This window comes from Pedobacter sp. SL55 (assembly GCF_026625705.1).
GTDB lineage: Bacteria > Bacteroidota > Bacteroidia > Sphingobacteriales > Sphingobacteriaceae > Pedobacter.
This window is the reverse complement of sequence record NZ_CP113059.1, coordinates 67763-81462: the sequence shown is the minus strand read 5'-3', so window position 1 is coordinate 81462 and position 13700 is coordinate 67763. Positions and strand designations below refer to the sequence as shown.

Sequence of the window (13700 nt, the reverse complement as noted above, 5' to 3'; positions counted from 1 at the left end):
GCGTTACAGCTTCAGTATTAAGTAAAATTTAAAAAATGAAAAAAATATTATTATTAGCTAGCCTAATGTATACTTCGCTTTTGGGGTTTGGCCAGGCGCTTCCCACATTTCAGTTTGGTATTAAAGGAGGTTTTAATCTGAGTAAGTTTAGTACCGAAAGCACTTTTGCCAGTGATAACAAGGCAGGTTATTACGGTGGTTTGTGGACACGCATTGGCGCTGCGGGTATTCACTTACAGCCCGAGGTTTATATTTCGGGTAAAAATACGACGTTAAAGAACAGTAGTGGTTTAGAAAACGAGGTAAACTTTACTAGCGTTGATGTTCCTGTATTATTAGGAACAAAGATTGGAGCAAAAGGTGTTGGCTTTAGATTAAATACTGGTCCTGTAGTGTCGTTTATTTTAAATGAGGAACAAAGTTTTGAAGATGCCGCATCAAATATATTCGACGGCAAATTTAAAAATCAGGCTATTGCTTGGCAATTTGGTACAGGCCTAGATGTAGGCAAATTAAGTGTAGATTTGCGCTACGAAATGGGCTTGTCTAAATTAAATGATGCTGGCTATCCAGATACAAAACTAAATATGTTTACCCTAGGTTTGGGCTTAAAACTTTTTTAAATAATTTCTTTTAGCTCATAAGCATGTGCTCCTTTAATTGGACGTATGTCTTTCCTTTTTCTTTCGCTAATTACTTTGATAAAACAAGCTCCGAAATAGAAAATTAAGGAAGAATAAAACACAAACAACATTACCAATATAATAGAGCCAGAGGCACCATAGATGTTCTCTATATTGCTTAATGGCAGCATAATGCGTAGTATATATTTGCCGATGTTGAATAACACAGCTGTTAGCAATCCGCCTTGCATGGCAATTTTCCAACTTGGCCGTGCATTGGTTAAAAATCTAAATAAGATGGTAAACCAAACCATTACAATAAGTGTAAATGCTAATTGATTTAAGCACCAAACCAGCCATTTGGCAACGTTGGGAGCAGTATCGTTTAAATAAGTTCCTACTAAAGCTTGAATACTGTCTGTAACTATTCCTACAAAAAATAAAATTCCGGCTAATAATATGATAATCATAGATCTAGCTCTTATTTTCAAGCTGAATATAAAACCTGTTTTATCGTCTCTGCCAATATTCCAAATCTGTTCTACCGAGTTTTTAATTACGTTAAATAGTGTGGTAGCTACAAAAATGAAGAACACGAAAGTTAACACGGTTGCCCACCAATTATGGTCTACACCACGAATGTTCTTCAGTGTATCTTTAATTTGATTGGTGCTGCTCGGTATCAAAATCTCAGAAATGCGGTCGAATAAACGAGTAGCTAAAATTCTTTTATCTACAAAAAAGCCAAACAGCCTAATTAAGATAAGTAAAATAGGAGGGATGGCAAAGTTGGCAAAAAAAGCAGTGGCACCAGCTAAGCGCAAAGGATCATTTTTTTGATATAAAACAAATGCTTTTTGTAAATGATAACAAAAATGAAAGAGCTTAGACTGCTTGATGATTGCCGTTTTTTCCATTAGCGATTTCAAAAATAACAAAATATAGCTAATGGATGTTTGCCTTTGTGATATTTAATATCACTTTGAGGCTACTGTACAATTTGTTGGGGAAGTTTGAAAACCATTTGCATGTAATATGGTTATTCTAGTAAACTAAAATTTAGCGTGTGAATAATTTTTTCAGAACAATATTGGCCGGCTGGGGAGCTTGGAAATTAGGAGGTGGTTGTGTATCCACTATTGTGGTGTTTGTGGTTTTGTATTACTTGTTGGGTCATTGTTAATAAAAAAAACTGTCATTCTGAGGGGAACGAGCAATCTACTGATAGTTAACAGATAATTCGCTAAACTCAGAATGGCAGCCAATTTCTAATGAACAGAGGGAAGGTTATAAATTTCCTCTCAATGCTTGTTCACGTTCTAAGCTTTCAAATAAAGCTTTAAAATTACCGGCACCAAAACTTTGTGCTCCTTTACGTTGTATAATTTCGAAAAACAAAGTAGGTCTATCTTCTACAGGTTTGGTAAAGATTTGTAACAAATAACCTTCTTCATCGCAATCCACCAAAATTCCTAAGCTTTCAAGTAGCGCTATTTCCTCATCAATTTCGCCTACACGTTCGGGCATCATTTCGTAATAAGCTTGCGGCGGTGCGCTTAAAAACTCTACGCCCCTTTCTTTTAGTTGCCTTACCGTTTTAACAATATCATTAGTGGCAACGGCAATGTGCTGTACGCCTTCGCCTTCGTAAAACTCTAAATATTCTTCAATCTGCGATTTTTTGATGCCCTCGGCTGGCTCGTTAATTGGAAATTTAGAATATCCATTACCATTACTCATTACCTTGCTCATTAAGGCAGAGTATTCGGTATTGATCTGTTTGTCATCAAAAGAAAGAATATTTACAAATCCCATCACATCTTCGTACCATTTTACCGTTTCGTTCATACGGTTCCAACCTACGTTGCCCACACAATGGTCTATGTAAAGTAAACCTGCATCATTAGGGTTATACTCGCTTTCCCATTTTTTATAGCCAGGCATAAACACACCATTATAATTTTTACGTTCTACGAACATGTGTACGGTTTCGCCATAAGTGTAAATGCCACTTATTTTAACTTCTCCATGTTCATCGGTTAAGGTTTGAGGTTCTAAATAAGGTTTAGCACCACGTTTGGTAGTTTCTTCAAATGCACTGTAAGCGTCATCAACCCAAAGTGCCAATACTTTTACACCATCGCCATGCGTTTTTACATGCTCGGCAATAGCATGATCTGATTTTAAAGCAGTAGTTAATATCAAGCGGATTTTCCCTTGTTGCAAAACGTAAGAAGCCCTATCTCTCACGCCTGTTTCTGGCCCGGCATAAGCTAAAGATTGAAACCCGAAAGCGGTTTTGTAATAGTGGGCGGCTTGTTTAGCGTTGCCTACATAAAATTCTATATAATCCGTTCCGTTAATTGGAAGGAAATCTTGCGCCTTAGCTATTTTTTCTGCAAATGTTTGTGTGCTCATTGTATTTTTTTTTTGGTCCGAAAGTCCGAAAGTCGGAAAGTCGGAGGTTGACTTATATGTTGGTCTTTCGGACTTGCCGACTATAAACTTTCTGACTACATCCAACTTTTGTGATAACTCTCGTCTTCTATCGCAATTGCGTCTTCTGTTAGCATTAAGGGCCTAAAAGGATCAATCATCACGGCAAGTTCTTCTGTACTCTCTTTACCTATAGATTTTTCTACCGTGCCAGGGTGTGGCCCATGAGGGATACCACCCGGATGTAAAGTAATTTGGCCTTTCTCCACACTTTTGCGGCTCATAAAATCGCCATCTACATAATATAGAACCTCATCACTATCTACATTACTATGGTTGTAAGGTGCAGGTATCGATAAAGGATGATAATCGTATTTACGTGGAACAAAAGAACAAATCACAAAATTATGTCCTTCGAAAGTTTGATGTACAGGAGGTGGTTGGTGCAAACGCCCAGTAATTGGCTCAAAATCGTGGATAGAGAAAGCCCAAGGGTAATGAAAACCATCCCAGCCTACAAAATCGAAAGGATGCGTGCCATAGGTGTAAGGGTACATTACTTCCTGTTTTTTGATCAGCATTTTAAAATCTCCTAACTTATCAAAAGTTTGTAGGTTTTGCGGTCTTTTAATATCTCTTTCGCAAAATGGAGAATGCTCTTCTAGCTGTCCAAAAGCATTTCTATACCTTTTAGGAGTACGAATTGGACTAAAACTTTCTACAATAAACAAACGATTTTTCTCGTCGTTAAATTCCATTTGATAAATAGTGCCACGAGGAACCACGAGATAATCGCCATATTCAAACGCAATTTCGCCAAAACCTGTTTTTAACTTACCTGTTCCTTCGTGGATAAAAATCACTTCATCAGCCTGACTGTTCTTGTAAAAATAATCAGTCATTGATTTTTTTGGTGCCGCCAAAGAGATGTGCAAATCGCTGTTTATCAAAACCGGTTTACGGCTTTTTAGGTAATCGTCTTCGGGTTTGATATTGAAACCAATAAGGCTAGTGTGGCGCAAATGCTTTTCACGAGCAATTTTAGGTGCTACACTGTACGGTTCGCCCAAAGATTTTACAATGGTTGGCGGGTGGCAGTGGTAAACCAACGAATACAAGCTCGAAAATCCTTCTGTAGAAACAAGTTCTTCGGCGTATAAATCGCCATTTGGCTTACGGAAAACGGTATGTCGTTTAGGAGGTATAGTTCCTAAGGTGTGGTAAATAGGCATATTATAAGGTTAAATTTGGTTAGAAATAAATATAACGAATAATAACGCAAAGCGTTTTGATAATATTTACGGAACGTCTTGATAACGTTCAAGGTAGATGGGGTTTTCTATAAAGAGTACTGCGCAAATATCAGCTTAGAGAGCAGCGCATATCGGTAAGCAGAAAAAACTTCTGCTACACAATGGTTATGATATGGAAAAATCTCGCTCATATTTGTGATGGTAAAATTAGCCTTTTTACAGCAATGTTTCAAACATCAATTTTCTCTTTTAAAATTTACCACCTAAGTTACCTTATTCATTTTAGCAATTACGTTAAACCAAGATGTTCTTGTGTGTCTTAGATGGTTGATAAAAATAATAACCGTATGTAGCTTTTGGAAAACCTCAAAAGCTTTCATAGCTTTGACCACAATCCAATTATAAACCATCTCCAATAAATACTGTTGTTACATTGGGATGTTAAAATTGACATCGCTAACTAAAATTATTTATAACAATGAAGCTAGTATCCTATAAAACCGAAGACAAAGAACATTTGGGCATTTTCGTAAATGGACATATTTATAATTTAAACTCTTGCCATAAGTTAATTCCTGATGATATGAACGCTTTTTTAGCTGGTGGAGAGCCGCTAATGGAAAGGGCGAAACAAGTTAACCAAGATATTTTGGATGGTAAACTACAACCCAAGGAAGAAGTGTTTTACGAACTTTTAGCTCCCGTTCCGCACCCAACTTCGTGCAGAGATGGCTATGCTTTTAGGCAACACGTAGCTGCGGCTCGCCGTAACCGAAAGGTAGAGATGATTGCCGAGTTTGACCAATATCCTATCTTCTATTTTACCAACCACAATGCGATACAAGGCCCGGGAGAAATTGAGTGCATGCCCGATCATTTTCAAAAACTAGATTTTGAACTGGAAATTGCTGCAGTAATTGGCAAAAAAGGACGTAATATTAAAGCTGCAGAGGCCGATGAATACATTGCAGGCTTTACCATTATGAATGATATGAGTGCTCGTACCTTGCAAATGGAAGAAATGTTGCTGAACCTTGGCCCGGCAAAGGGTAAAGATTTTTCTACCGTAATTGGTCCTTGGTTGGTTACGCCAGACGAGTTGGAACCTTATAAAGTAGCGCCAAAAGTAAACCATGTAGGCAATAGCTACAACCTTAAAATGACCTGTAAAGTTAATGGTGTGGAAGTTTCTTCTGGTAATGTGGCTGATATGGATTGGACTTTTGCCGAAATTATAGAACGTTGTGCTTACGGTGTAGATATTTTACCAGGCGATGTAATTGGCTCTGGTACGGTAGGTACAGGTTGCTTTTTAGAGTTAAATGGTACTGGCTTGTTAAACGATCCTAACTATAAGGTACAGTGGTTGCAAGATGGCGATGATGTAGAAATGGAAATTACTGGCTTGGGCCAACTTTCTAATGTAATTAAGGCCGTAGATACAGATTTTTCTATACTAGCACTTAAAAAATAAAATTTGAAAAGCAGGTTTCAGTGTACTTAGGTTACGAAAGCCCTGCTATCCGCTTTACTGCGTGGCAAACACACAGGTTTGCCACTACGTGTTCGCTGCTATCAGGTTTAGGTAAATGAAGTAAACCTTACTCTGTTAAATTCAGCAAAAGTTATCAGATTTTAATAGGAAAACTTCAGCGTGAGCCATCGTTACTTTTCAAAATAATGATTACAATTACACATTAAAAAGGTAAATTTGTTTATGGAAGCACTTATTATTTATCCAGAAAATGCCGACCAGTTAGCAGCGGTAAAAGCAGTAATGAAAGCAATGAAAATTACTTTTAAAGAAAAGACTAATGTTTACCCACCTTCGGTTTTAGATGGCGTGAGAGAGGCTGTTATGCAAGTTAATGAAGAAAAAATACACCCTTATATAAGTGTACGCGATATGCTAGACAAAAATGGCATTTGATATTTTATATACAGGTAAGGCAAAAGAGACATTAAATGTGGTATATACTTTTATTGTAGAAAAGTTTAGTTTAGCTATTGCTAATAAATTTATAAACCAAACCGAACTTAAAATTAAATTGATTAGCGAAAATCCTTTTATCTACAAATCTTCTGTTTTAGATGAAAGTATAAGAATAGCGTTGATTAACAAACATACTTCGCTTTTTTATCAAATTAAAGGTAATAAAATTTACCTTCTTTTCTTTTGGGATAATAGACAAGACCCATTTTTTACTACAGATTAGAATTATGTTAACACTTAAAACTGCCGATTTATCTCCAATGCAACTGCAAAACTACCTGCAGTATGCCATAGCGCCACGTCCAATATGTTTGGCTTCTACTATCGATGCCCAAGGTAAGGTAAACCTTAGCCCTTTCAGTTTTTTTAATTTATTTAGTACCAATCCGCCTATTTGTATTTTTTCGCCAGCACGTAGGGTACGAGATAATACCACTAAACATACGCTAGAAAACGTGCAAGAAGTGGGAGAGTGTGTCATCAACATTGTGAATTATGCCATGGTACAGCAAACCAGCTTATCTAGTACAGAATATGGCAAGGGAGTGAACGAATTTGAAAAGGCGGGCTTTACCATGGAGGTTTCGCATTTGGTTAGGCCACCACGTGTAGCAGAAGCACCAGTGCAATTGGAATGTGTTGTCACTCAAGTTATTCCTTTGGGCGACCAGCATGGTGCAGGAAATTTAGTGCTGGCTGAAATTATGCTCATTCATATCAAGGAAGAAGTGTTGGATACGGAAGGCAAAATAGATCAGCATAAAATAGACTTGGTAGCTCGTTTGGGGGGTAATTGGTACAGCCGGGTAACGCCAGAAAGCTTATTTACAGTCCCAAAACCTTTAACCACATTAGGGATAGGTGTTGATACGTTGCCATTATCTGTTCGTCGTTCTAAAGTGCTTACAGGTAATGATTTGGGATTGCTAGGGAATGAAGAGCAGTTGCCAAATGAAGATGAAGTTGCAGAAATGCAATGGAATACCAACGTGAAAGATATTTTAGATGCTACCATCGGCGATGAAACCAATCGTGAACGTGAGCTGCATGAGTTTGCCAAAGAGCTAATTGCTTATGGTAAAGTAGCAGATGCGTTGAAAGTGTTGCTGCTTTAGGTAGTCGGCAAGTTATTGGTCAGTAAAGTCCGAAAGAGAAGGTTTCTTAATCAAGCGAAATAGAAAATCTCCTAAATCAGCGGAAAAATCAGCGGGAGAAATTTGAAGTTGGGAAAGATTTTAGTCCGATAAGTCCGAAAGAAAAAGTTCCTTAATCAATCGAAATAGAAAATCACTCAAATCAGCTGGGTTAAGTAGTATAGGTAAAACTAACTAATACCTGCCCCCTAATTCCTAACTTACTCCATCACAGTCACTGCCTTTAAAAAACGGTTTTTGTAGTAACCTTCTAAATCAGTAATGGTTACGCCTTTAGCTTTGCCAGAAGAAGAATGAATGAATTTGATTTTGCCTTCTTCGTCAATAGAATAAATGATACCTACGTGTCCAGGTCTTCTCACTCTAGAATTAGATCCAGTAAATACCAGCACATCGCCTACTTTAGCGTCAGCGAGTTTAATAGCTTTGCCTTTAGCTGCAAAATCTGCAGAAGAGCGAGCACCACTGAAACCAAACTGTTTGTAAACGTAGCTCACAAAACCAGAGCAATCAAAACCAACTTCAGGATTACTAGAAGCATAGCGGTACCTAGTTCCAATCAATGATTTAGCGAAATCCATGATTTTGTTTGAAGTAGAATTGGCCACTTCTGGGATGCGGCTAATTACTTTCTCCATCATCTTTTGATATTGCATGGTTAGCGATACATTATCTTGTGCTTTAGAACTAAAAGCAATACTACCGAGCAAAAAGATGGTTAAAAGTATTTTCTTCATTGTTTCAAACTTAACTAACCCAACGCTTAGAACCAAGAAATGTGGAAAACTTTGCCTCCCCAAACCCCTCCAAAGGAGGGGAGTTACATTGTCTATCTCCTCCCCTTTGGGGAGGTAGGGAGGGGCCTTTATGGAGTTGTAACCGCCACAGGCAATACTTTTCCATTAAAAAATTTATGGCCAGTTCTGGCAAAATCAGCTACATATTTGCCCATTTCAAATGCCATTACAGGGCTTTCGTATCCAGGAAAAGCGGCTTCTAACATTTCTGTTTGCGCCGAACCCAATGCCAAGCAGTTAATTTTAATTCCGGTAGTGGTCAATTCTTGCGCCATGCATTCGGTTAAAATATGCAATGCTGCTTTACTTGCAGAATATGCTGCTAAACCTGAGAATTTTACACTGCCCTGAAAACCACCCATACTGCCAATATTTACAATGTGAGCACCCGCACTCATAAATTGCAACATATATCGGCTCATTTTAAAATGGCTCATCACATTGTGTTCTAGCATTTCTGCCAAATCAACCTCTGTGGTTTCTAACAATGGTTTATTAATTAGCGAGCCCGCATTGTTAATCAAAATATCAACCGTACCCAATCGCTGTTCTATAAAAGGATTAAGTGCATTGTAATCATCGTTTACTAAATCAAATGCTACAGGAAGTAAGGTGCACTCAGGGGTAATGCTTTTGGCAATTTCGTGCAATTTTCGCAATTTATCAGCCGAGCGGGCAATGCAAACTACTTTGTTTTTGGTGTCTAAACTAAACTCTAAGGCTGCTTCGAAACCTATGCCGCTACTGGCTCCTGTAATTATAATGTTCATAGCTATTAACTTTTGAGAGGCCAAAGATAGCTATTAAAAAATGTTTCGCATTTGAAGTTTAAAAAATGATTGACGCTACTTTTTTAATACCCATAAACTTAAATAAGTAAATTTGCCGCTTTAATTGAATAAGATGTTAGAAAAACTAAAAGAACGCAGCGGTGGATTGTGTGAGTTATGTAGTAAAACGGAAGCAACAAATGCCTATGTGGTAAGTCCTAAAAAAGACGATGCAATAGAAAATCAGGTTGCGTTGTGTAACGATTGTTTACAAAATATTGAGGCAACCGATCAGAGTTTCTATTGGAGAGTGGTAGAAGGTAGTATTTGGAATCCAGAACAAAGTGTGCAAGCTTTGAGTTACCGTATACTACAAAATTATAAAGATGAAGATTGGGCAAGTGGAGTTTTGAGTATGGTAGATTTAGATGAGGATGTGATTCAATGGGGAATGAGCGGATTGGAAATAGCTGCGGTTCATACGGATGCTTTTGGAAACGTGTTAGAGCATGGAGATACCGTAGTTTTAACGCAAGCTTTAGATGTAAAAGGCACAAATTTCAGTGCGCCAAAAGGCACAGTGGTTAAAAAAATTAGATTGGTGCATGACAATCACGAACAAATTGAAGGTAAAATCAATGAGCAGATGATTGTGATCTTAACCAAATATGTAAAGAAAAATAACTGATTTTACTACAGTAATTTCGAACAAAGCAATGCGAAGTGGAGAAATCTGTGAATTTAATTAAACATGATGTTTAGCAATTTCAAAGATTTCTCGGCTGCACTCGAAATGAAGGCTTTTTTAAAGCAAGTGCTTAATCTTCTACCGAAATTAACTGCGTTACCGGATTAGCAATGACATGAAAACCATCGTTAATTAACTTCGTAAACTCCTTCTCATTAGCAGCTTTCATTTCTAAGTAAATTCTTACTTCATTTTCTAAAGCAGGATTGCTTGAGGCATGATGCAAAATCTCTAAAATTTGCAGCGCACAAAGCCAATCGTAACGGAAATTAGTTTTCAATTCGTTAAAGATTTTAGCTAATTTTTCATTTCCCTCGCCTGCTTCGCGAACATTTCTTACCTCTTGGTATAATTGGTGCAAACGTTTAGTAGGCTCATCGTACACAATTTTATGGGTTAATTGCTGACTGACGTATGTTATTTCTTCATAAGAATCTTTATCGGCAGCACCGTTAAAAACAGATACTATTTTCTCGCCCACGGCCATGTCGTAAGTACCCCATTCTGGTTGGAACAATACGTTTCCATTGGCTTCTTTTACTGTGCAATCCTCGAAAGCAATCAGTATCGTTTTGTCGCCTTTGCGGATAATTTCTTTCACTTTTCCGTCTACGTGAATACCACTTTCAAAAGTTAAACTACCCACCAAACCCACTTCTATGCCTAAAGTTGCCAAATCTGCTAAGCTATGGTCTTCCAGTAGTTTTTCAACATTTTTTAATTTGCCAACTGGCGATGAAAAACCGTCTTTATGGTAGTGTTTGCTATGTCCATCCAACTCTTTACCATCAAAAGCTAAAGCCGATTGGCCTGTGGTTTTAATGAACGTTACCTCATCATCTTTGCTGATACCAACATCGGTAAATACCCCAGTTACTTGTAAGCCAGAGCTGTAAACTGCGGTACTTGGATTTTTGCATTCAATAGCTTTCAAGATGCTCTCGGCACCGCCACGTCTAAAGGCCATGGTATCTGCAAACGCTTCTAAAACATCAATTAAGTTTTGAAAAGTTGGCGTTACAAATAACTGTGGTTGCTCTTGGGTAATATCGTAAGAGTAATTTATAGTGTTAATGTCGTACCACAGTTTTTTGATTTTCGGATCCATACAAGTGGCACTTTCGCCAATAGAAGAAAGTAAGCCAGCGCCATAAATCTTCGGATTTTCCAAAGTTCCAATCAAACCATATTCTACAGTCCACCAATGTAAGCGCCCCAATAAAGCCATTTCCGAAGGTTCGCCCATATTTTCTGAAATGAATTTGAGTTCTTTTTCTGCTTTGGCAATTTCCACTTCGTCTATATTTACCGCCTCCTTTAAAATAGATAACTTACGGATGGCTTCATACAATTCGAAATCTTTGCTAGAAAACATTGCCTTGGCACCAATAGAGCCAAAGTAACTTAGGTAAGCATTGTAATCAGTATCGGCAATAATAGGGGCGTGACCAGCACTTTCGTGGATAATGTCTGGTGCAGGCGTATATTCAATATGGTTTATCTGGCGGATATCTGCAGCAATAACCAATACACGGTAAGCTTGGTACTCCATAAATGCAGCTGGCGGAATAAAACCATCAACGGTTACGGCGCCCCATCCAATTTTGCCCAAATTGTCGTTCATGGTTTGCAGATCTGGAATATACTCGATACTTAAACCCGCTCTTTGCAAACCTTTAATGTAAGGGTAATAAGCAACATGCTTTAAATAACTATAGTTTTGGCGCATTACATAACGCCAAACCGCTTGGTCTATTGGCGTGTATTTCTCGTAATTTTGCGCTACTATAAATTGCCTCAAATGCTTGGGTAATTTGGCAACCTGCTCGTTATTAAAGTCGTTAAAATCGCTCATTTATACATTTATTAATTGCCCTAAATTTAGCTGATTTGGGACTAGAAAGCAAGAAAATAAGGCTATTTTGGTTGAAAATTGACTAAGATTACATTTTAGGGATAAGGCTGCAGGAAGTTGGCTCAATAGTATAACTACATTAAATTTTGCTTTGCGCTCTCTGCGAATACGCTAAAACCTTTGCGGTAAATTTTTAAACGCAAAGAAATGCAAAGGTTGGCAAAAAACGCCAAGTGACGCAATAACAATTGTACAATAGCCCTGATTGTAGCGTAAATACTTTTTGTGTGTCACGCTGATCGCCATAATTATCCATTGAAAAGCTCTGGATGACAGGAGTATGCTGCAAAAACGGTAGCAAAAAGATTTTAGCGTAAAGCAGGACTAGCGAGCCCTAGTAGTACTGCCATTGCGCTTCAAAAATTAAACATTTTTCTTTACCCGAAACGAAAATGCACTTTTGAGAAAAATAACTAAAAATGGCTAGCACAACAGTAATTAAAGCTTTGGCAATAGAAGGGTAAAACATAAAACCGTCTACCAAAATCTTCATTAGCGCATAATTGAGTAAGATATTAGTGCAAACTACCGTGCCATATCTAAACAATTGTATACGTCCTTTTAAATTTGATTGCGTAAAAACCAAATACTTATTAAGGGTAAAACCCACTAGAAATGTGAAAACAGATTCGATAGCCAAAGCGGCAATGTGACCGGTAACTAAATAGCCGTTAACATGTACCGCCTGTTGGTGAAGCACGTAATTGTAAATTACAAAATAGGCAATAATACCCGAGGCTGCAGTAAAGCCACCACTTGCCATGTACCTAAATGTGCCGATAGAAAACCAATTTTTAAAAGGGGGATAGAAAAAATCGATGATGCGCAATGCTAATTTTCTCATCCTTAATTGCTGCTTGCTGGTTTTTTAGTCATTAATCTATACACTTTTACAAATCTGGTTTATTGTTTTTAAGCCGTTAAGGGGCCACAATGGTAAACAGATAAGCCGCAAAAATAGTTAATAAAACCACGCCCTGCAATATGTTGGTTTTTCCGGAGCCAAGCGAAAGCATTAAGATGAATTGAGCCAATAGCAAGAGCACCATAGATTTGGTGTCTATTCCTAAAGTAATATTTAAGCCCGATATGATTGATACAATAGCAACCGCAGGTATAGTAAGGCCAATAGTTGCCAATGCAGATCCTAGCGCCAGGTTTAAACTGGTTTGCAATCTGTTTTTTCGTACTGCATTTAGCGCTGCTATGCCTTCTGGTAATAAAACTACTGCTGCAATTACTACACCAACTAATGATTTTGGCGCTCCGGCGTTCACAATTGCATTTTCTATATCTGGTGCGAGTGCTTTGGCTAACAGCACCACAATACCTAAACAGGTTAATAGCAATAACATACTAAATAACGCTGTGCTTTTTGTAGGTGGAGCAGCATGCGCATCTTCATCGGCGGTATTAACTGGGGGTAAAAAGAAATCTCTATGCCTAACGGTTTGTACTAAAATAAATGTGCCATAAATCACTAAAGAAATTAAAGATACAAAAATCAGTTGCGCTTTGGTGTAGGAAGGCCCATCTACGCTAGTGGTAAAATTTGGTAACACTAATGTGAGCATTAAGATCGCTGTTAGCGCAACTAATGGCGCTTTTACCCCGTCGAAACTAAATCCTTGTTGATTAAACTTAACTCCACCAACTAATAAGCAAATCCCAATCATCCCAGTAAGAATAATCATTACAGCGGCGAAAACAGTATCTCTGGCCAGTTCTTCGGTTCCCGGGCCGCCTGTAAGCATTAACGAAACAATTAAGGCAACCTCGATAGTAGTAACCGCCAAAGCTAAAATTAAGGTTCCAAATGGTTCGCCAACTTTATGTGCCACTACTTCGGCATGGTGTACCGCGGCCAACACACTGCCAATTAAAAGCACTACCAATATGGCAGTACCGAAACCGCCAATACCATTTAAAGGCAAAAAATAGGCGAGCCAAGCTAAAATGGGTAACGCAATGGTCCAAAGTGGTAGAGGTAATTTTTTAAGCATATGATTTA

At 38.0% G+C, this 13700-nt stretch carries 14 protein-coding genes; 6 read left to right on the top strand and 8 right to left on the bottom strand.

Going from position 1 to position 13700, the window contains the following annotated elements; genetic code table 11:
• Positions 1-35 precede the first annotated feature (35 nt).
• Positions 36-623 (top strand): porin family protein, encoded by a 588-nt coding sequence (locus tag OVA16_RS00365; RefSeq protein ID WP_267762902.1) that lies wholly within the window; start codon positions 36-38, stop codon positions 621-623.
• Here OVA16_RS00365 and OVA16_RS00360 read toward each other — a convergent pair.
• The 3 genes from OVA16_RS00360 to OVA16_RS00350 form a co-directional block, all read right to left on the bottom strand.
• Positions 620-1540, bottom strand: coding sequence for a YihY/virulence factor BrkB family protein (locus OVA16_RS00360; protein ID WP_267762901.1), 921 nt, complete (start codon positions 1538-1540; stop codon positions 620-622). The genes OVA16_RS00365 and OVA16_RS00360 overlap by 4 nt on opposite strands.
• A 370-nt stretch (positions 1541-1910) precedes the next feature.
• Positions 1911-3041, bottom strand: a complete 1131-nt coding sequence (gene hppD / locus OVA16_RS00355) for a 4-hydroxyphenylpyruvate dioxygenase (protein WP_267762899.1) — start codon at positions 3039-3041, stop codon at positions 1911-1913.
• 95 nt (positions 3042-3136) lie between these two features.
• Positions 3137-4291 (bottom strand): homogentisate 1,2-dioxygenase, encoded by a 1155-nt coding sequence (locus OVA16_RS00350; protein WP_267762898.1) that lies wholly within the window; start codon positions 4289-4291, stop codon positions 3137-3139.
• A 499-nt stretch (positions 4292-4790) separates the two neighbouring features.
• On the opposite strand from OVA16_RS00350, the gene OVA16_RS00345 reads away from it, so the two are divergent.
• From OVA16_RS00345 to OVA16_RS00330, 4 genes are all read left to right on the top strand, one after another.
• On the top strand, positions 4791-5786 hold the full coding sequence (locus OVA16_RS00345; protein ID WP_267762897.1) for a fumarylacetoacetate hydrolase family protein: 996 nt from the start codon (positions 4791-4793) through the stop codon (positions 5784-5786).
• Positions 5787-6029: 243 nt separating this feature from the next.
• Positions 6030-6242: a DUF2683 family protein gene (locus OVA16_RS00340; protein WP_267762895.1), complete on the top strand. Its 213-nt coding sequence runs from the start codon at positions 6030-6032 to the stop codon at positions 6240-6242.
• The gene (locus OVA16_RS00335) at positions 6232-6528 is read left to right on the top strand and encodes a type II toxin-antitoxin system RelE/ParE family toxin (RefSeq protein ID WP_267762894.1); all 297 of its coding nucleotides are present in this window, start codon (positions 6232-6234) and stop codon (positions 6526-6528) included. Before OVA16_RS00340 ends, OVA16_RS00335 begins: the two co-directional genes overlap by 11 nt.
• Positions 6529-6532: 4 nt before the next feature.
• Complete coding sequence (locus tag OVA16_RS00330; protein ID WP_267762892.1) at positions 6533-7420, top strand: flavin reductase family protein; 888 nt, start codon at positions 6533-6535, stop codon at positions 7418-7420.
• Between the two features lie 239 nt (positions 7421-7659).
• Here the strand turns inward: OVA16_RS00330 and OVA16_RS00325 are convergent, their stop codons facing one another.
• Positions 7660-8196 carry a C40 family peptidase gene (locus OVA16_RS00325; protein ID WP_267762891.1) on the bottom strand — a complete coding sequence of 179 codons (537 nt, stop codon included), beginning with the start codon at positions 8194-8196 and terminating at the stop codon, positions 7660-7662.
• Between the two features lie 128 nt (positions 8197-8324).
• Positions 8325-9026, bottom strand: coding sequence for an SDR family oxidoreductase (locus tag OVA16_RS00320; protein WP_267762889.1), 702 nt, complete (start codon positions 9024-9026; stop codon positions 8325-8327).
• Positions 9027-9159: 133 nt separating this feature from the next.
• Between OVA16_RS00320 and OVA16_RS00315 the strand changes: the two genes are divergently transcribed.
• Positions 9160-9714 carry a PhnA domain-containing protein gene (locus tag OVA16_RS00315; RefSeq protein WP_267762887.1) on the top strand — a complete coding sequence of 185 codons (555 nt, stop codon included), beginning with the start codon at positions 9160-9162 and terminating at the stop codon, positions 9712-9714.
• Positions 9715-9844: 130 nt separating this feature from the next.
• Here the strand turns inward: OVA16_RS00315 and OVA16_RS00310 are convergent, their stop codons facing one another.
• From OVA16_RS00310 to OVA16_RS00300, 3 genes are all read right to left on the bottom strand, one after another.
• A complete protein-coding gene (locus OVA16_RS00310; RefSeq protein WP_267762885.1) occupies positions 9845-11629 on the bottom strand; it encodes an aromatic amino acid hydroxylase in 1785 nt (594 codons plus the stop codon).
• 394 nt (positions 11630-12023) lie between these two features.
• Positions 12024-12533 (bottom strand): GtrA family protein, encoded by a 510-nt coding sequence (locus OVA16_RS00305; protein ID WP_267762883.1) that lies wholly within the window; start codon positions 12531-12533, stop codon positions 12024-12026.
• Positions 12534-12609: 76 nt separating this feature from the next.
• Entirely contained in the window at positions 12610-13692 is a 1083-nt protein-coding gene (locus OVA16_RS00300; protein WP_267762881.1) for a calcium:proton antiporter, read from the bottom strand.
• Between the last annotated feature and the right edge of the window lie 8 nt (positions 13693-13700).

Coding starts and splice junctions, on each gene's coding strand:
- OVA16_RS00365 (WP_267762902.1), top strand. CDS start 36: ATGAAAAAAATATTATTATTAGCTAGCCTAATGTATACTTCGCTTTTG.
- OVA16_RS00360 (WP_267762901.1), bottom strand. CDS start 1,540: ATGGAAAAAACGGCAATCATCAAGCAGTCTAAGCTCTTTCATTTTTGT.
- hppD (WP_267762899.1), bottom strand. CDS start 3,041: ATGAGCACACAAACATTTGCAGAAAAAATAGCTAAGGCGCAAGATTTC.
- OVA16_RS00350 (WP_267762898.1), bottom strand. CDS start 4,291: ATGCCTATTTACCACACCTTAGGAACTATACCTCCTAAACGACATACC.
- OVA16_RS00345 (WP_267762897.1), top strand. CDS start 4,791: ATGAAGCTAGTATCCTATAAAACCGAAGACAAAGAACATTTGGGCATT.
- OVA16_RS00340 (WP_267762895.1), top strand. CDS start 6,030: ATGGAAGCACTTATTATTTATCCAGAAAATGCCGACCAGTTAGCAGCG.
- OVA16_RS00335 (WP_267762894.1), top strand. CDS start 6,232: ATGGCATTTGATATTTTATATACAGGTAAGGCAAAAGAGACATTAAAT.
- OVA16_RS00330 (WP_267762892.1), top strand. CDS start 6,533: ATGTTAACACTTAAAACTGCCGATTTATCTCCAATGCAACTGCAAAAC.
- OVA16_RS00325 (WP_267762891.1), bottom strand. CDS start 8,196: ATGAAGAAAATACTTTTAACCATCTTTTTGCTCGGTAGTATTGCTTTT.
- OVA16_RS00320 (WP_267762889.1), bottom strand. CDS start 9,026: ATGAACATTATAATTACAGGAGCCAGTAGCGGCATAGGTTTCGAAGCA.
- OVA16_RS00315 (WP_267762887.1), top strand. CDS start 9,160: ATGTTAGAAAAACTAAAAGAACGCAGCGGTGGATTGTGTGAGTTATGT.
- OVA16_RS00310 (WP_267762885.1), bottom strand. CDS start 11,629: ATGAGCGATTTTAACGACTTTAATAACGAGCAGGTTGCCAAATTACCC.
- OVA16_RS00305 (WP_267762883.1), bottom strand. CDS start 12,533: ATGAGAAAATTAGCATTGCGCATCATCGATTTTTTCTATCCCCCTTTT.
- OVA16_RS00300 (WP_267762881.1), bottom strand. CDS start 13,692: ATGCTTAAAAAATTACCTCTACCACTTTGGACCATTGCGTTACCCATT.